Here is a 17,696-nt window from a genome sequence, read left to right on the forward strand (position 1 = left end):
TTTTTTATTGTATTAAAATACAAATTTACTCTGTAATTGGGTTACTTTCTGTTAAAGCACTTGCTGATGGGTCACGGCTATAATTAAATAACATAGCTAAAAACAGAATAACTGCAAAGCCTGTTGCTAAGTAAAATCCATAGCGTACATGGCCAAAGTAGTCGCTGATCATACCCATAAACAATGGGGCTAAGGCAGCTGATAAAGCAGTAAAAAAGAGTATAACGCCTGCTACAGCACCGTGTTGCTGCACTGCAAAACACGATATACCTTTGGAATTTAAAGTTGGGTAAACCATTGACATAAATAAACCCGAAAGCGGTAATAACACGACAGCCCAATCAACGCCTCCAAATAACGTACCTACATAGCACAATGCAATGCCAAAGCTTAAATAAGCCATAACACCTTGCCAGCTATAACGGTTTAATAACCATACCGCGATAAAGCGACCTGCTGCACGTAGTACAAAAAATATGGTTAGTGCATAGGTTGCAAGGAGTGGCCAAGAACCAGTGTAGTCTTTTAAAAGCGTAGGCATCCATACGTATATAGCAACTTCAGTAGCTACATAAAGTGCGATAGCTAGCGAAAAACCAAGGGCATACGGGTTTTTAATCATTTTCATGGTGGTTGCCAAAGAGGCTGGCTTTTCAGTTGTTTTAACAACGCTAGGGTAGTCGGCACGCCAAGCTAAAAAAGCAAGGACTAAACACATAACTCCTGCAATAATATACAGGTATGTCCAACTTACGTTTTGCACGAGTAATATTCCAACCAGCGCAGGTCCTACAATGGCACCAATGCCAAAGAAACCCTCAACCTTATTCATTGTTTTAGTGTGGTCCTCGTTACTATGTGAAATATCACCAAGTAAGGCAAGTGCACCAGTTTTAAATAAACCAATCGCTAAGCCTATACAGCAAAGGAGTACTAAAAAGAATGCAAAGCTGGTGCTAAAGGCGAATAAAAAACAACTCGCTGAAAATATTAATAAACCTAGCATAATAGTTTTTTTACGCCCAAGGCTATCGGCTAAAAAGCCTAAAAACAATCCACTAAAGGCAATGAGTGCCATAGGCGCGTAATGAAATGCACTGGCTTGGGTCATACTCAGCCCAAACTCAGTAATGAGTTCAGGGATGATCATACCTACTGCGTCAGAGGTCATGGCAAACATAAAAAACATCATGTATGTAAGCCAACGTATTTGTTGCAACGGATCGTTGCTTACGTGTGTGTGTGATTTTGTCATGTATTTTTCCTCGTTAAATGCTCTGTTAACACCCAGTAAGTCAATCAGTTACTTATTGTAGTATCATGTGAGCCACGATTTTTGTATGTAAAATTTTTAAAAATTACTTGTAAATTCTTACTCGCTAGTTAAAGATATATCTTAATCGATTAAGTTTCAACATGGTATTCACACAATGATGAAGAATAAAGTTCAATTGATCACATACGCTGATCGAATCACTGGCCAAAATATAGGCGCGCTAACCACACTTTTAAACGGCCCTTTAAAAGGCGTATTTGGTGGTGTGCACTTATTGCCATTTTACAACCCTATTGATGGCAGCGATGCTGGCTTTGACCCTATTGATCATAGTGAAGTTGATTCTAGAATAGGCACTTGGGAAGACATACAAGTATTAGGCAAAGATCTCGACTTAATGGCAGACCTAATTGTTAACCATGTATCGGCGCAGTCTTTTCAGTTTCAAGATGTATTAGCGAAAGGTAAGCAGTCAGAATTTTGGGATTTGTTTTTAACCAAAGAAGATGTTTTTCCCGATGGTATGAGCGAAGCTGAGCAAAAAGCAATTTACCGCCCGCGTCCAGGTAGTTGCTTTACCCCAATGAAGTGTGGCGATGGTAAAACGTATGATTTTTGGACCACATTTACCGACAATCAAATCGATATAAATGTAAAAGTAGAAGCGGGTGTTGCGTATTTAAATAACGTACTTACTAAATTTTCGGCTAACAATGTAAATATTATTCGTTTAGATGCGGCGGGTTACGCGATTAAGCAAGCTGGCACTAACTGCTTTATGCTTGATGAAACGTTTGGCTACCTAGATAACTTATCTAAGCAGGCAAACGATTTAGGCATGGAAACCATTGCAGAAATACATAGCCATTATCAAACTCAGGTAGAAGTGGCAAAACGCGTCAATATGGTTTACGACTTTGCGTTACCACCGCTTATTTTACACAGCTTATTTAACAACGATGTAGATGCACTGCTCAAATGGTTACAAATTTCGCCACGTAACTGCTTAACTGTACTTGATACACACGACGGTATTGGCATTATTGACGCAGGTCCAATGGGCGACAAACCAGGGCTATTAAATGCACAGCAGATTGATAACCTAGTCGAAACAATGCACGCCAACAGCAACAATCAAAGCCGCCAAGCTACGGGCGCTGCGGCGAGTAATGTCGACTTATATCAAGTTAACTGTACGTACTACAACGCATTAGGCGCTAAAGACTTTGATTACTTATTGTCGCGTGCAATTCAATTTTTTGCTCCAGGTGTACCACAAGTGTATTACGGCGGCTTATTTGCCTGTGAAAACGACATGGAATTACTGACAAATACAAATGTTGGCCGTGATATTAACCGCCCATATTTAGATGCAAATATAATCGACAAAGCCTTAAATAAGCCTGTAGTAAAAGGTTTAATTGAATTAATTAAAATTCGCAATACACACCCCGCATTTGCAGGTGAGTTTAGTGCGCAAGGTGAAGGCCGTATGTGTTGTTTATCGTGGCAACTAGATGAGCAAACTATTTCACTCACTGTTGATTTTAAATTACGCCATGCACTTATTACACAAGTGAACGGCGATGAAGAAACAACGATTAACTTAAATTCATTTTTAGCTTAATATTATAAAAGTAATTTACAAACGTCATGTAAAGCAAAAGCCAAGCTTAAGTAGCTTGGCTTTTTAACACATAAAACTATTACAAGGTTTGTAAGCTAACTACTCGCACCAATCTCTAATTCGTAACTGACTTCCTGAGTTTTTTCTTCTTTAGAAATAAATAATTCAGCGGCTATAACGCCTTTTTCTTGGCTGTTTTGATGAATAGTGGTGAGGCGAGGTACAAACCGGGCTGCTTCATCAATACCATCAAAGCCCACAATACGCAGTTCTTCACCTATTTTTATGCCTTGTTTTATTGCTTCTCGCATTGTGGCAAGGGCAATTAAATCACTCATACAAATAATAACGTTAGGGCGAGGGGAGGCACTTAAAACCTCCTTAGCAGCAATGCTTGCAAAACGCTCGCTACTTTCAGGAATGTTCCAAATACGATCGTCAGCTACCGTAATATTTGCCTCGTTTAAAGCGCGTTGATAACCACGTAAACGTTGATGCGAAATAGATTGTCCGGTTTCAAATTCGTGATGCTCATACACGCGGCATAATACGTTTTCATCAAGTAATCTAAGCCCTAATATAGCCACTTTATCGTTTTGATTATGTAGTACGTGTTTAGCAATTTCGTAACTTGCTTGCTCGTTATTAATATTTACAGAGGCATTGCGAGCAATATCAAAATCAATAGTCACTACATGTTTAGACACTGTTTTTAACTGCTCAACTAACGCGTTATTACGAGGGCGGCCATAACAAATAAAGCCATCTACAAAGTCGACTACGTTGTTAAGGTTATCGCTATTACCTGAAAACAATAAAACATTAATGCCGTTTTTTTCAAGCACCGAGGTAACACCGCGCATAAAGCTGCTCGCAACGGGGTCAGATACCATGTATTCCACACTATCGGGTAGCACTAAAGCAACAATATTAAATGTGCCATTACGCAACGATTGCGCGGCCTTATTAGGGCCATAATAACCAAGCTCTTTACATGCATTAAGTATGGCTTCACGGCGTTTGGCAGAGAGTTGATCTGGGCGATTAAACGCGTTAGAAACCGTCGCATTAGACACGCCTAATTCTTTAGCGATACTTTTTAGGGTCCAGCGGATTGGTTTGCTCATTAATTACTCTTAGCCATTAAACAGGGTATTAATAAATTAACATATTCAGCGAGTTAGCAAAGTAAAAAATGAGATTTTAGGGCTAATGTCGGCACTCTTTAGGGGCAATGCCAAAGGTTTGTTTAAATAAACGGCTAAAATGACTCGCACTATTAAATCCAACATCAAAACAAACTTTACTAATTGCATGACCTTGTAGCAATTGAGTGCGCGCTTTTTTTAGTCTTAGCTGTTGTTGCCAAAGGGCTGGGCTAGTACCAAATGTGAGTTTAAATTGCTGATAAAACTTACTGCGGCTCATGCAGGCTATTTTGCATAAGGTATTTATGTCGAGCGTTTCATTTAAATGTTCTTCAATATAAAGCAGAGCATCACTAACGTTTGTTTTAAGGTGTGGTTTATCGCAGTTAGCCAGTAATAACTCACGGCTTTGTTGTTGTAATAAACGGGTGATCAATTCATTTAACGACAAGTCAATCAAGTAATGGCGTTGGGCACCTTGTTCGCTAAATAAATGCACCATACGCTCTAATAATTGCTGCGTTTGAATATTGTGTTGGGTGTGCACTAACTGCGGTACATATTCAAACAAGCTATCGTGTGCAAAGTTTTGCTGCATGTTTAGTGCATTAGCCACGCTCGTTATTTTGTCGGTGCTAATTTCAATGGCTAAACAGGTAGTTGGGGCGTGCATTGATGCCTGTGGAAAATCAATTAAAACACCTTGCTCTGGCGCTAATACAAACGACTCGTGTGGTAAAAATGCTTTATGGTATTGGCTGCTTTCTACGTGCATTACCTTTTTGCCGCTAAGCATGGCGCAAAACAGCAGCTCGTTTGAGTGCAGTGCCACCTTTTGCGCGCTTTGATACGTGTCGTAAATACTCAACTCACTGCTATCTGCAGCGAATGTGACTTTATTTTCTATTAATACATCAAGTTGTTGGCGTTTTTTGTTTAACTGAGATGTGTGCATATCAATCCTTTAGGTTTTTATTAGTTTGGACTCACAGACAACTTTTGTGGACAGCTAATCAAGTTTTTAGGTACTTGTTAGTTTAATGTCGATTAAATATAAAGCATTTTGTTTTATATAAATGTTCGACCTTTAGCTAACAACAATAAAGAGATCACACACATGATATATGCAAATCCAGGTAGCGACGGCGCACTCGTAAACTTTAAACAACAATACGGAAACTACATTGGCGGAGAGTGGGTAAAGCCTGTAAATGGCCAATACTTTGATAATATAAGCCCAGTAAACGGTAAGGTATTTTGCCAGATACCGCGTTCAGACAAAGACGACATAGAGCTGGCACTCGACAAAGCACATGCAGTGCGAGCGCAGTGGGGCACAACGTCGGTGAGCGACCGAAGTAACATACTGCTAAAAATAGCCGACCGAATTGAGCAAAACCTAGAGTTACTTGCCGTAGCCGAAACATGGGATAACGGTAAAGCAATTCGTGAAACACTCGCTGCTGACATTCCGCTAGCGGCTGATCACTTTCGCTACTTTGCAGGGTGCCTGCGATCGCAAGACGGCACAATAGGCGAAATAGACGAAACCACCGTTGCATATCATTTTCACGAACCACTCGGTGTTGTGGGACAAATTATTCCGTGGAACTTCCCTATTTTAATGGCTGCCTGGAAACTCGCGCCAGCACTTGCTGCAGGTAACTGCGTAATTTTAAAACCGGCTGAGCAAACCCCAGCTTCTATTTTAGTGTTAATGGAAATTATTGGCGATTTACTCCCCGCAGGCGTACTTAATATTGTAAATGGATTTGGTAAAGAAGCAGGTGAAGCACTGGCAACAAGCAAGCGTATCGCTAAAATTGCATTTACGGGTTCAACGCCTGTGGGCTCACATATTTTGAAATGCGCTGCTGAAAATATTATTCCCTCAACGGTCGAGCTCGGTGGTAAATCACCTAATATATTTTTTAATGATGTAATGGAAAAAGACGACGCGTTTTTATCCAAAGCGATTGAAGGCGCCGTGCTTGCTTACTTTAACCAAGGCGAGGTGTGTACGTGCCCATCAAGGCTGTTTATTCAAGAAGATATTTACGAGCAGTTTATTGAGCGAATACTCGAGCGTACTCAAAAAATTAAGCGCGGTAATCCGCTCGACAGTGAAACAATGGTGGGCGCGCAAGCTTCAAAAGCGCAATTTGATAAAATACTGAGCTACATTGAAATAGGCAAAAAGGAAGGCGCTGAAGTACTCACTGGCGGTAATGTAGAGCAGCTAAGTGATGACTTAAACGGTGGTTACTACATACAACCTACGCTACTTAAAGGCACAAATGACATGCGTGTGTTCCAAGAAGAAATTTTTGGCCCTGTTATTTCTATGTCGACCTTTAAAGATGAAGCCGAAGCACTCGAGCTTGCCAACAGCTCTGAGTTTGGTTTAGGCGCCGGTGTATGGAGCAGAAACATGAACCGTGCTTATCGTATGGGTCGTAAAATAGAAGCAGGGCGAGTGTGGACCAACTGCTATCACATGTACCCAGCACATGCTGCATTCGGTGGTTATAAAAAATCAGGAATAGGGCGCGAAACACACAAACTGGCACTTGATCACTACCAGCAAACTAAAAATTTATTAGTGAGCTACAGCGAAGATCCGCTTGGCTTCTTTTAAAAAATTTTAATACAACAATCACTCAGTAATAAGCGCTGCATATTTGCGGCGCTTTTTCATTTTAAGGGGTCCATTGCACCACTTACTGCTTGTTGTAATACATAAATAGGATACTAATTGAATTAAAATGTTGAAACTTCAGGGCTTTAAATAATTCATTAACTGCGTTAAAAAAGTGATTTAATAATATGAGTTTTATAAAAAGCTGATTCATAGTTAGCTAGTTGTTTACATAAGATTATTTGATGGCTAAGATAAATACATCGTAATTTATGAAACTTTACGGTCTATAAAACGATAAAGGCCTCAGAGAGAGTAACTAACTTTTTGTCAACGATATGGAGATCATTATGTACCCAAAAGAATTTTACATCCTACCCGAAGAGCTTTTCCGCCTCGGAAATGCTTCAAGTCCTCGTCTATCGAATGTTCGAGCTCGTGATGTTGCTGTTACAACCGTAAATGGAATTAAGGTTATTATCGCAAACGGAAAAGGGATCAGCGTTTTCGATATAGAAGGTATCAACAATGCACCAATGACTGGTTGGGTTTGGAGGTTTCCACCGAATACCCAGCCGCCTCATGGATTGAAGATGGTTCAGGATAAGCCACACCATTACTGTATTTCGCCCACTCGGAATATGCCGGTTGACAAGTTCAAGGGACTTCTTGAGGAAATGGCCCTAAAAGCATCTCGAGTATTTAAGAAAGAAGGAAAGATTGTATGAGTCAGTTCAAGCTTGAACTTGCAGGATCAGAGCTAAAATACGTGCTAGAGGGTCTCATAGCACTTGAACAAGAAATGGCAAAAATATGTGAAACGTCAGATGACTCAGATGAGATTGCTGATGTAGGCAATGATTTGATTGAGCTGCGCTTGTTACTAAATCCTTTGAAGGAGAGAGCCATCAGTCAGTTCGGAGATAGTATAACTGATTTTTCGCGGGATGAGTTATAAGTTAAAAAGTAAGTTTGGTGTCAATACCTAATTTTAAACCAATTTAGGGTTCCAGATGACACCATCTCCCACCATTAAATTCATGATCGCTACCAGCTTTCGTATGAACGCAATGATAAATAAATCACAAAGCACAATAAGCAACACACCCACCCTACGCAAAAAGCTGAGCAATGTAGACAAAATGAAAGTAAAAATAGACTGCCCAATAGGGCGACGACAGCTGTTTATTAAAGAATGGCAAGCGATTTTGCTGTATTGAACCGGCTTTTCTTTAGGTTAAAAGTGCAATATTACCGTCAACAAAGGCATGACACAGCCAAGCGAAAGTGAACGCCCAATGGCAACTGTATTGCCTTGTTCATAATATAGAAAAACTGCAAAATACGATGCATTAAGAAGGGAAAGCCCTTTTACTCTAAATAAAAGCCACTCAAACACCCGTAAATCCTTCCAAAACGCCAGTTAAAACAATACCAAACCAGCTTTTATATTCTATGAAAAATACAGTAATCAATTGAATCAAAATAGGAACTCAGCTATGGTTGATTCATCAATAAAAATAAATAAAAAACGAGTTAATCTACAGGCTCGTTATGTGCCAAGGAGTATCATGCTCAAATATTTAATCCTTTCACTGTTATTTATCAGTCAAATGGTTTTTGCTTGTAAGTGCCATCCTCCTTCCGCTGAAATGGTCATGGATGAAGCCGAAGAAATATTTATTGGAAAATTGCTTAAAACAAAAAGTTTTACAGAAACGATTTTTGAAGAACCAGAAGATTTTGTAAAATATACTTTTGAAGTAGAGAAATCTTGGAAATCTAGTCGAGGAAAAGAAATAGAAGTAACTTCATTATCACACTGTTCCAGACTTATTGGTGAAGCAGGTACTCGTTATTTAATCTTTGCGTATAAATATAAAGATACTCTTCAGTTGGCTTGTAGTTCAAAAAATCTAGATAGAAAACCTTTTAGAAAACTAAAAAGAGTCAGTGATAAATATGATGTTAATTTTCAAAAAGAGTTAGATCACATTAGCTCATTGTCTACTCTTCAGTTTAATAAAATTATGTCTGGCGGTATTTCTATTGAAGTTCTAGGTATTGACCAAGAAGAAACAGAAAATACTTCCGTTTACCCAACGACATTTACGTCTGTTTATATCAATCTAGGCTCTAATAATGGATTATATAACGGTATGGATTTCTGTCATGAAAAAGAATTCGAAAATAGTGGGAAATCTTTAACTGTATATAAAGTCCATGAAACATACTCTTTAGCTGTTTTTTCTAAAATCAGATCCGAGCATACTGTTGAAGTAGGCGAAAAGTATAAAAGCTGCGCCTTGATGTATTAGGCACATAACAACACGCCCGGAGGTGGACAGCAAGCACTAAAACTCACTTTCCACCGCAAATTTTAATAGTGGTGAACCCTTGCTTTTCAATACAGTTAAGTAAGTTGATTTATCGTAGGGCGTATGTGTTTTCCAGCACCTAAATAGGATTCGTATCCACTTAAATGCTAATGTTCTGATGATGCTATTATGAGGTTTTCCTTTACTTCTTGCTGCCAACTATAGTGGCCAAGTAACGATGCTTTAGCCCAAAATGAATAGCGCACAGATAATCCTGCCCATTCCACAAACGTTTGTCTTAAAATTTAGAGTTAAGCCCTTTTATCCTAAATAAAAGCCACTCAAACACCGTAATCCCTTCCAAAAAACTAATTAAAACAACACCAAACTCCCACTCTATATTCTGCATAAAATACAGTAATAGATTGAACCAAAATAGGAACTCAGTTATGGTTTGTTCATCAATAAAAACAAATAAAAAACGAGTTAATCTACAGGCTCGTTATATGCCTATAGAGGTTCTTCAAAATCATATGGAAATTCGCAATATTTCCTGGGAGCAAACAATCCCGCTTCGACAAAGTATTCTTTGGCCAAACAAGCCTCCTGAATATTGCCATGTAGATGGTGATCCTGATGCAATTCATTTTGGTACATTTATCAATGACGAACTTGTTTGTGTTGCTTCCGTATACATAAAATCACATAAAGCTCGCCTACGTAAGTTTGCTACTAAAACTGATTATCAAGGGCAAGGCATTGGCTCTCAAATGCTAAAGTTTATTCTTCAATCCCTTAACAATACGGTTGTAAATTTTTTTTGGTGTGATGCTAGGGAATCAGCTTTAAGTTTCTATCAGCGTTTCGGTATGCAGCCATACGGAGAGCGTTTTTATAAAGCTGATGTTTCTTACTTTAAAATGGAAGTTGCTTTATAGTAAGTTTAAAGCGGCATATAACAAACTGTTTAAGGGTGATTCGCAGCAATTACAGCGACACCCATCCTAAATTTCCCTATTTAAATTAAGATGGGTGTCAAGTTTACTCTCAGGCTTTTGCTCCTTCGTCGCTAATTTTGGCCAACAATTTTTTGCCTCTTAACGAGGCGTTTATGTATTTATCGAAAATCTCAAAATCAGGTGAAAAATGAACTTAGTTGAGTCTACTGCTGAAGTAATCGAAAATGCTCGAGAATTTAGTTACATAGTTAAAGGGAATAGCATTGCTTATGACCGTTTTTCCCAGTTCTTCCATTGGTATTATTTCCCAGAGCTCAGCTTATTTGCTCCAAGTAAATTCATCGGGTACAGAAATACAACAGTTTCAAACTACGTTGGTAAAGGAAATGGCGGAGAGACTCAAGCTGTCTTAAATAAGTGGTTTTCCAAGCTAGAGGAGACATCAGAAGAGTACAAATTAGCTTCTGATGAACTACAAAAATTTGCCACTAAAATTGGCAAAAAGTTATCAGCAAAAGTGTTTAATGGAACTGGTGGTATTTATTTACTTTCCAGCCACGTTAATATTTCTTTATATCCAGATGAGACTAACGAACCTGAATACAAAGAGGGTAAGGTAAAGCAAGTTACTGTAAATGCAATCGAACGTAATCCTGAAGCTCGACGAAAGTGCATTGAATATTATGGTGCCGTGTGTAACTCATGTGATTTTGACTTTTCTGAAAAGTACGGAGCTGAGCTAGGTTCAGGATTTATCCATGTTCATCACGTATTGGATATAGCTCTTGTTGGGAAAGAGTACAAAGTTGACCCTATAAATGATCTTCGTCCACTTTGCCCAAATTGCCATGCTATGGTTCATAGAACAAAGCCAGCAATGCACCCAGATCAGTTAAGAGAAATCATCAAAAAAAATACATAACAAAGCATTTAAGAGTGATTCCCAATGCTTGGCATTTTTCATTCCATCGTTGGGTTTTGTGTTTACGGTGGTAAGGTTAGGTTTTGTGCTAGCGTTGCTCACACCTTAATAATGACAAAAATAATAACAAAGACACCCATCCTAAATTTTGCACTCAAAAATAATAACAAAGACACCCATCCTAAATTTTGCACTCAGACACCAGCTATCCCTTCCAAAATACCAATTAAAACAACATTAAACTCTTTTTTATATGCTGAGTAAAAGTACAGCAATAGATTGAACCAAAATAGGAACTCAGCTATGGTTTGTTTATTAATAAAAAATAAAAAACGTGACGTGGTTTAATGGATTCGACTACCCCAGTTAAGAGATAATCAACTTAACTGGAGATCGATAATGACAAAACGTAAAAAGTATTCCAAAGAATTTAAACTTGATGCTATCGCATTAGTTGTTGAGCAAAACTACTCACAAGCAGAAGCCTCTAGAAATTTAGGGGTAAATCCCAACATGCTTGGTCGCTGGATAAAAGAAGCTGAAAATGATGATGGGCATGCTTTTAGAGGGAACGGTAATTTAACCCCTGAGCAAGAAGAGATCAGAGAGCTAAAAGCGCAAGTGAAACGCCTAGAAATGGAGCGTGAAATATTAAAAAAAGCGACGGTCTTCTTTGCCAAAGAAACGAAGTGAAATATTCGTTCATAACCCAATACAAGAAGACCTGGCCTGTGGCGAATACTGGGTGTAAAAAGTAACAATTACTATAGTTATCAAAAGCGATTCTCAACTAAATCAGAGGATCCAACACATCAAGAAATGATTGATTGTGTCAAGGACATAGCGCACTTCAGTGATAATACTTACGGTGAAAGGCGTATTCAGAAAGTCTTAAATGCACTCGGTTTTCCGGTGAGTCGTTACAAAACAGCACAGCTAATGAAAGAGGCAAATGTCTGGGTGCGTTATAAAAAGAGATACAAAGTGACAACGAATAGTGAGCATAATAAGCCTATTTATCCCAATGTACTTGAGCAAAACTTCAACGTTGAAGCAGCTGATCAAGCCTGGGTACAAGATATCACTTATGTTTGGACTGCAGAAGGTTGGTTGTATCTGGCGGTAGTGATTGATTTATATTCGCGCAAAGTCGTTGGTTGGAGCATGGGCTCACGAATGAAAGCGCAGCTTGTCTGTGACGCACTGACTATGGCGATGTGGCAACGCCAACCCAAAACAGGGTTAATTATCCATTCAGATCAAGGGGTTCAATATGCAAGCCACCAATATCGTAAATTGCTCAAGTCAAATGACTTCATTGGTAGCATGAGTAAGAAAGGCTGTTGCTGGGATAATGCTGTTGCAGAAAGCTTCTTCGGTAGTTTGAAGCAAGAGCGCGTGCATTGGAAAAACTACCCAACGCGTTATGAGGCTCAACAGGATGTAATGAATTACATCTGTATGTGGTACAACAGTCGTCGCTTACATTCGTACTGTAGTGGTACAGTGATTTTGGCCACCCATTAAGAAAGAAATGTTATGCTAATAAGCATACAAATTTGGGTGAAAAAATGACGAAATTAAAACGCGCAACATATTCAGCGGCAATTAAATTAGAAACGGCTCAGCTTGTAGTAGACCAAGGTTATACGCAAGAAGACGCAGCAAAAGCGATGGGGGTGGGTAAATCAACCGTAAGTAAATGGGTTACTCAATTAAAGCTAGAACGCAATGGTCAGTCACCATCAGCGTCACCAATGACGCCCGAACAAATTGAAATCCGCGAACTTAAAAAGCAAATCCAACGCATTGAATTAGAAAAGGATATATTAAAAAAGGCTACCGCTCTCTTGATGTCCGACTCCCTGAACAATTCTCGTTAATCGAGAAGTTAAATCAACGAGAGCGTTATCCAATTAATGTGCTATGTCGCGTATTCAATGTGCATCGCAGCAGCTATAAGTACTGGGCCATACGGGATACAACGCCGACACCTGAGCAAGTAAGGTTAGAGGCTGAAGTAAAAGCAATACATGCGATGAGTGGTGGTTCAGCAGGGGCACGGACAATCGCAGCGATAGCAACGAACAATGATTTTGAATTGAGCCGTTATCGTGCAGCTAAGCTAATGGTTAAATTAAAGCTCGAAAGCTGCCAAGTACCTCAACATTCATATAAACGTGGTGGTAATGAACACCTTGAAATCCCAAACCTGCTTGATAGACAGTTTGATGTTGTTGAGCCGGATACCGTGTGGTGCGGTGATGTGACGTATATTTGGACAGGCAATCGCTGGGCTTATTTAGCCGTGGTTATTGATTTATTTGCACGCAAAGTGGTTGGCTGGGCAATGTCGTTGTCACCAGATACTAATTTAACGCTAAAAGCGCTTGAACTCGCATATGAAAGCAGAGGGAAACCGACAGGACTCATGTTCCATTCAGACCAAGGTAGCCATTATACAAGTTTAAAATATCGCCAACGTTTATGGCGCTATAAAATCACACAAAGTATGAGTAGACGTGGAAATTGTTGGGATAATGCGCCAATGGAGCGATTTTTTAGAAGCTTTAAGACGGAATGGATGCCAAAGATTGGATATGGAAACTTTATAGACGCTAAATATAGCGTAAGTGATTACATAAATGGATATTACAACAATGTTAGGCCGCATCATTATAATGCCGGTTTAGCACCAAATGAATCTGAGGTTAGATATCAAGGTTCTAAAACTGTGGCCAAAATTAGTTGACCACTACATACTTAAATTATCAAAGCCCAAATGACTTTGAAGAACGAATCGAAACATTAGATATGGTTTCTTAACTAGGGTGACTGAATTTAGTTGACCACGTCAACGAGTTAATTTATAGGCTCGTTATGTTCACAGAGAGTATGATGAAAAATCTAACTATTGGCTGGTTAATAACAAAATAACAAAGACACCCATTCTAAATTTTTCACTCAAACACCCGTAATCCCTTCCAAAATGCCAATTAAAACAACATTAAACTCTTTTTTATATGCTGAGTAAAAGTACAGCAATAGATTGAACCAAAATAGGAACTCAGCTATGGTTTGTTTATTAATAAAAAATAAAAAACGAGTTAATTTATAGGCTCGTTATATTCACAGAGAGTATGATGAAAAATCTAACTATTGGCTGGTTAATACTACTTCTTCTAATGAGAGGAGTTAAGCTGACTCAGGAACAAATTGTAGACGGGGAGCTAAATGGTCTAACTATAGTTTCATCAGCGATTTATCTTTGTTTAGTAGCCGTTGCCATTTACGGCATAGTGTCTAGAAAGAATATTGGCTACTTTTCTACTTTGACCATACTAGGCTTTCTTAGTTTTGGTAGTGTGTTCGGCTTAATCTCATTGATACATACCCTGAACTATCCAGATTTCCTCGAGGAGTCTTTGTTCTGGATTATTTTAATTCAGGGTGTTGTTAGTTTTGTATTTTTTTGTGGTTGGGTTAAACACGGCAGGTTTCAAGTTGCCAAAACATAACAACTCGCCGTGAGGTGGGTAACTAGTAAAATTTAGCTATTGAAAACTTTAAAATGGTGCGCCTTTGAGCGGTATTAAATAAAACACGCATCTTAAATTATATATACCACAACATTTAAACGGATTTTTATGACTATAAAAACAAAAATAACCAATCATGTATTGCTCTGCGCTTTATTACTATCACCAGTTATAAATGCTGCACAAGAACCCATTCTACCTACTACACCTGAGCAGTGGCGCAGCATAACAGAGCGCGATATTAACGCGGCTTATAGTATTACTGCACAAAATCATCCTGGTATCTTTGATGTTAATAACCCAACTTTTCCTGATTTATTAAAACAAGCAAAAACTGAGGCACTTACATTGTCGGCTCAAGCAAGCGGGCCGCAGGCGCATGTTGCGGCAATTGCACGCTTTAGCACTGTGTTACAAGATGGTCATGCTGGTGCGTTTTCAAGCGTAGATAGACCCGCGCGCCGCTGGCCAGGCTTTAGTGCTGTTTGGCGAGGAGATGCGCTAAAAGTGTATTACAGCGAAGCCAGCAATATTAGCAAAGGCGACGTTGTAAGCCAATGTGATGGGCAAAGCACTGATACCTTAATGCGTGAGAGAATATTTAAGTTTCATGGTGAAGTTGCACAACCTGGGCATTGGTGGCAGCAAGGTTGGCGGTTACTAATTGACGAGGGCAATCCATTTTTAACTCCTCTAAAAGAATGCGAATTTGTTAAAGCCAATGGCGATACCTATACACACGTATTACATTGGTCTGTGAGGCCTAAGTCAGCAAGCAAGCATTTAGAAAATGCCTACAACGGTGATGAACTCCCCATTGATTTAACGTGGCCTGAAAAAAACATTGGTTGGATTGCTATGCCTAGCTTTTCATCAACCGATAAACAAACTACTGCCTACAATAAAGTGTTTGAAAAAATACAACAGCAACGTAGCAAGTTACTTACTGCAAAAGCCGTGGTATTAGATTTGCGCCATAACCAAGGTGGCTCATCTTATTGGAGCTCACAAATAGCAAAAGGATTATGGGGCCAAAAAGTAGTAGAGCAAAAAGCAAATAATACTTCTCAAAACACGCAAGTGTGGTGGAGAGCATCAAAAGATAATACTGACTATGTAGAGTCTTTATTGGACGTTGTAAAAGATCAATCCGAAGTACTGAAAACTCTCAAAACCGTCTCTACTGGCATGGCTTTATCACTTAAAAATGATGATCCATTTTATGTAGAGCAAGAAACTAATACGCTAAATAACATACCACAAAAGCCTTTAGTGAGTGACTTTAAAACCAAGGTGTTTGTTATAGTGCCGCCGCAATGTGCGAGTGCTTGTTTAGATGCGCTTGATAAGTTTAAGCTTTTTGAAAATACAACGTTATTTGGTGCACCAAGTAGCGCTGATTCTATGTATATGGAGGTACGCTTAGCCGATTTACCTTCAGGCTTAGGCAAAGTTATTGTGCCAAATAAAGTATATGTAAATAGAGCCCGTGGGGCAGGGGATTTTTACAAACCCGATGTGGCGTATAACGGCCTTGATTGGACAACCAATGTGTTGCTTGAGCAAATAAAAACGCTATAAAAAAAGCCGCTTGTTGTAACAAGCGGCTTAACCTTCTAACTAGGAAATAGTTTAGAACGTGTAACGAGCACCAATTGAGTAACGAGGACCGTATTGATTAGCAAATAAGAACTGCTCTTCGTAACGTCCGTAGCCTTCTTCGGTGGCATTGTTTAAGTTTATGCCATCAAAAAATACAGTTACGTTTTCGTTTACATCGTAGTTAACGCTCATATCCCATTGGCCATACGCTTTAGCATATTGCGGAGGCGCATCAGCTGAACCTTGTGCTTGGCCTACACCAATTAGGTATGAGTCGCGCCATGCATAAGTAATTTTAACTGATAGGCCGTCTTTTTCGTAAAAGCCTTGGAAGTTAGCTGAGTCACTTAAGCCTGTAAGCGGCGCTTGTTGATCAAGGCTTTCGCTATCAAATTCAACGTCGCCATCTACAAACGTCGCGTTAACACCAACACCGGTTTCACCAATTAAGTGCTGTACTGCAACTTTAAAATCATCTACCGATTTACTGTCGGTGTTTTGTGGCTGGCTAATATTCCATGTAATTAGCGGATCGTCGCTGTTTGGCTCAATAACGCCATTTGCATTGCCGTAACCGCTGGCAATCATTTGTGCAAAAATAGCATCGGTTGTTGCTTGCTCACCACGTAATTCAATATCGCTTACGAAATAACAAATGGAATAAGAATAACAAAGACACCCACCTTAAATTTTGCACTTAACCACCGTAATTCCTTCCAAAAAACTAATTAAAACAACACCAAACTCCCACTTTATATTCTGCATAAAATACAGTAATAGATTGAACCAAAATAGGAACTCAGTTATGGTTTGTTTATTAATAAAAACAGATAGAAAACGGGTTAATCTTCAGGCTCGTTATATTTCAATGAAAGGAATCTACGATGAAGCCGTATAAAAATTTATCTACACAAAACTTACCTTTGCTATTGCTAATCACGAGGGTTACAACTGTTTTAGCGCTCATTGCTATTGTCGTATCAATTATTGCCTTTATCACATCTTTCTTCATGAAAACGGGATTTGGGATTAATCAATTGTTTGTTTTATCAACAGCTATATTTCCATCAGCCATGTTTGTTTTATTAGGCTCTGGCGTGGTGGCTGCAATTATCGCTTTTGAAGAGAGTTATCGTAAAAAATCCGAGGCGTATATTGCATCACTTTGAAATCTAAGAACTCGCCCTGAGGTGGATAGCATGCGCTAAAGCTTACTTTCCACCGCAAATTTTAACAGCGGTGAACCCTTACTTTTCAATGAAGTTAAGGAAGTTGATTCGTCTTAAAGCGTACGTGTTTTCCAGTACCTAAATAGGATTCGTATCCACTTAAATGCCAATGACCTGATGACGGTATTATGAGGTTTTCCTTTGGCTTCTTGCTGCCAACTATAGTGGCCAAGTAACGATGCTTTAGCCCAAAATGAATAGCGCACAGATAATCCTGCCCATTCCACAAACGTTTGTCTTAAAATTTAGAGTTAAGCCCTTTCACCCTAAATAAAAGCCACTCAATCCCCCGTAATTCCTTCCAAAACGGCAATTAAAACAACACCAAACTCCCACGTTATATTCTCTATAAAATACAGTAATTAATTGAATCAAAATAGGAACTCAGCTATGGTTTGTTTATCAAAGAACAAATAAAAAACGGGTTAATCTACAGGC

At 39.0% G+C, this 17,696-nt stretch carries 14 protein-coding genes and 2 pseudogenes; 12 read left to right on the top strand and 4 right to left on the bottom strand.

Annotated features, from left to right (window positions below; all coding sequences use genetic code 11):
* Window positions 1–25 precede the first annotated feature (25 nt).
* Window positions 26–1,255, bottom strand: a complete 1,230-nt coding sequence (locus D172_RS18065; protein ID WP_007378862.1) for an MFS transporter — start codon at window positions 1,253–1,255, stop codon at window positions 26–28.
* 175 nt (window positions 1,256–1,430) lie between these two features.
* On the opposite strand from D172_RS18065, the gene gtfA reads away from it, so the two are divergent.
* The gene (gene gtfA, locus D172_RS18070; RefSeq protein ID WP_007378863.1) at window positions 1,431–2,903 is read left to right on the top strand and encodes a sucrose phosphorylase; all 1,473 of its coding nucleotides are present in this window, start codon (window positions 1,431–1,433) and stop codon (window positions 2,901–2,903) included.
* 95 nt (window positions 2,904–2,998) lie between these two features.
* Here the strand turns inward: gtfA and D172_RS18075 are convergent, their stop codons facing one another.
* Both D172_RS18075 and D172_RS18080 read right to left on the bottom strand, forming a co-directional pair.
* Window positions 2,999–4,030, bottom strand: coding sequence for a LacI family DNA-binding transcriptional regulator (locus D172_RS18075; RefSeq protein ID WP_007378864.1), 1,032 nt, complete (start codon window positions 4,028–4,030; stop codon window positions 2,999–3,001).
* Window positions 4,031–4,112: 82 nt separating this feature from the next.
* Entirely contained in the window at window positions 4,113–5,006 is an 894-nt protein-coding gene (locus D172_RS18080) for an AraC family transcriptional regulator (RefSeq protein ID WP_058230575.1), read from the bottom strand.
* Between the two features lie 162 nt (window positions 5,007–5,168).
* Here D172_RS18080 and D172_RS18085 point away from each other — a divergent pair, with 162 nt between their 5' ends.
* From D172_RS18085 to D172_RS18145, 10 genes and pseudogenes are all read left to right on the top strand, one after another.
* Window positions 5,169–6,689, top strand: coding sequence for an aldehyde dehydrogenase family protein (locus D172_RS18085; protein ID WP_007379018.1), 1,521 nt, complete (start codon window positions 5,169–5,171; stop codon window positions 6,687–6,689).
* Window positions 6,690–7,039: 350 nt separating this feature from the next.
* Window positions 7,040–7,417, top strand: coding sequence for a hypothetical protein (locus D172_RS18090; protein ID WP_033023891.1), 378 nt, complete (start codon window positions 7,040–7,042; stop codon window positions 7,415–7,417).
* The gene (locus D172_RS18095) at window positions 7,414–7,647 is read left to right on the top strand and encodes a hypothetical protein (RefSeq protein WP_007379016.1); all 234 of its coding nucleotides are present in this window, start codon (window positions 7,414–7,416) and stop codon (window positions 7,645–7,647) included. Before D172_RS18090 ends, D172_RS18095 begins: the two co-directional genes overlap by 4 nt.
* 541 nt (window positions 7,648–8,188) lie before the next feature.
* Complete coding sequence (locus D172_RS18105; RefSeq protein WP_007379014.1) at window positions 8,189–9,007, top strand: hypothetical protein; 819 nt, start codon at window positions 8,189–8,191, stop codon at window positions 9,005–9,007.
* 449 nt (window positions 9,008–9,456) lie between these two features.
* On the top strand, window positions 9,457–9,945 hold the full coding sequence (locus D172_RS18110; protein ID WP_007379012.1) for a GNAT family N-acetyltransferase: 489 nt from the start codon (window positions 9,457–9,459) through the stop codon (window positions 9,943–9,945).
* A gap of 208 nt (window positions 9,946–10,153) precedes the next feature.
* Complete coding sequence (locus D172_RS18115; protein ID WP_007379011.1) at window positions 10,154–10,888, top strand: HNH endonuclease; 735 nt, start codon at window positions 10,154–10,156, stop codon at window positions 10,886–10,888.
* A 399-nt stretch (window positions 10,889–11,287) separates the two neighbouring features.
* A pseudogene (locus D172_RS18125) lies at window positions 11,288–12,415 on the top strand (IS3 family transposase).
* Window positions 12,416–12,459: 44 nt separating this feature from the next.
* Window positions 12,460–13,640 (top strand): IS3 family transposase gene (locus D172_RS18135; protein ID WP_150115549.1). Its coding sequence is split into 2 segments (ribosomal slippage): window positions 12,460–12,718 and window positions 12,718–13,640, totalling 1,182 coding nucleotides; the frame shifts between segments, so codons are not numbered across the junction.
* A gap of 388 nt (window positions 13,641–14,028) precedes the next feature.
* Window positions 14,029–14,406 (top strand): hypothetical protein, encoded by a 378-nt coding sequence (locus D172_RS18140; RefSeq protein WP_033023702.1) that lies wholly within the window; start codon window positions 14,029–14,031, stop codon window positions 14,404–14,406.
* Between the two features lie 129 nt (window positions 14,407–14,535).
* Window positions 14,536–16,008 carry a S41 family peptidase gene (locus D172_RS18145; RefSeq protein WP_007377187.1) on the top strand — a complete coding sequence of 491 codons (1,473 nt, stop codon included), beginning with the start codon at window positions 14,536–14,538 and terminating at the stop codon, window positions 16,006–16,008.
* A 51-nt stretch (window positions 16,009–16,059) separates the two neighbouring features.
* On the opposite strand, the pseudogene D172_RS18150 reads toward D172_RS18145, so the two are convergent.
* Window positions 16,060–16,674 (bottom strand): annotated as a pseudogene (locus D172_RS18150) (TonB-dependent receptor); the annotation flags it as partial.
* 239 nt (window positions 16,675–16,913) lie between these two features.
* On the opposite strand from D172_RS18150, the gene D172_RS18155 reads away from it, so the two are divergent.
* Window positions 16,914–17,198 (top strand): hypothetical protein, encoded by a 285-nt coding sequence (locus tag D172_RS18155; RefSeq protein WP_007377189.1) that lies wholly within the window; start codon window positions 16,914–16,916, stop codon window positions 17,196–17,198.
* Window positions 17,199–17,696 lie beyond the last annotated feature (498 nt).

It is taken from the genome of Pseudoalteromonas sp. Bsw20308, from assembly GCF_000310105.2.
GTDB classification, from domain to species: Bacteria; Pseudomonadota; Gammaproteobacteria; order Enterobacterales; family Alteromonadaceae; genus Pseudoalteromonas; species Pseudoalteromonas fuliginea.

What these genes read in the sequence shown, in the direction of transcription:
- D172_RS18065 (WP_007378862.1), bottom strand. Translation starts at nt 1,255, where the DNA reads ATGACAAAATCACACACACACGTAAGCAACGATCCGTTGCAACAAATA.
- gtfA (WP_007378863.1), top strand. Translation starts at nt 1,431, where the DNA reads ATGATGAAGAATAAAGTTCAATTGATCACATACGCTGATCGAATCACT.
- D172_RS18075 (WP_007378864.1), bottom strand. Translation starts at nt 4,030, where the DNA reads ATGAGCAAACCAATCCGCTGGACCCTAAAAAGTATCGCTAAAGAATTA.
- D172_RS18080 (WP_058230575.1), bottom strand. Translation starts at nt 5,006, where the DNA reads ATGCACACATCTCAGTTAAACAAAAAACGCCAACAACTTGATGTATTA.
- D172_RS18085 (WP_007379018.1), top strand. Translation starts at nt 5,169, where the DNA reads ATGATATATGCAAATCCAGGTAGCGACGGCGCACTCGTAAACTTTAAA.
- D172_RS18090 (WP_033023891.1), top strand. Translation starts at nt 7,040, where the DNA reads ATGTACCCAAAAGAATTTTACATCCTACCCGAAGAGCTTTTCCGCCTC.
- D172_RS18095 (WP_007379016.1), top strand. Translation starts at nt 7,414, where the DNA reads ATGAGTCAGTTCAAGCTTGAACTTGCAGGATCAGAGCTAAAATACGTG.
- D172_RS18105 (WP_007379014.1), top strand. Translation starts at nt 8,189, where the DNA reads ATGGTTGATTCATCAATAAAAATAAATAAAAAACGAGTTAATCTACAG.
- D172_RS18110 (WP_007379012.1), top strand. Translation starts at nt 9,457, where the DNA reads ATGGTTTGTTCATCAATAAAAACAAATAAAAAACGAGTTAATCTACAG.
- D172_RS18115 (WP_007379011.1), top strand. Translation starts at nt 10,154, where the DNA reads ATGAACTTAGTTGAGTCTACTGCTGAAGTAATCGAAAATGCTCGAGAA.
- D172_RS18140 (WP_033023702.1), top strand. Translation starts at nt 14,029, where the DNA reads ATGATGAAAAATCTAACTATTGGCTGGTTAATACTACTTCTTCTAATG.
- D172_RS18145 (WP_007377187.1), top strand. Translation starts at nt 14,536, where the DNA reads ATGACTATAAAAACAAAAATAACCAATCATGTATTGCTCTGCGCTTTA.
- D172_RS18155 (WP_007377189.1), top strand. Translation starts at nt 16,914, where the DNA reads ATGAAGCCGTATAAAAATTTATCTACACAAAACTTACCTTTGCTATTG.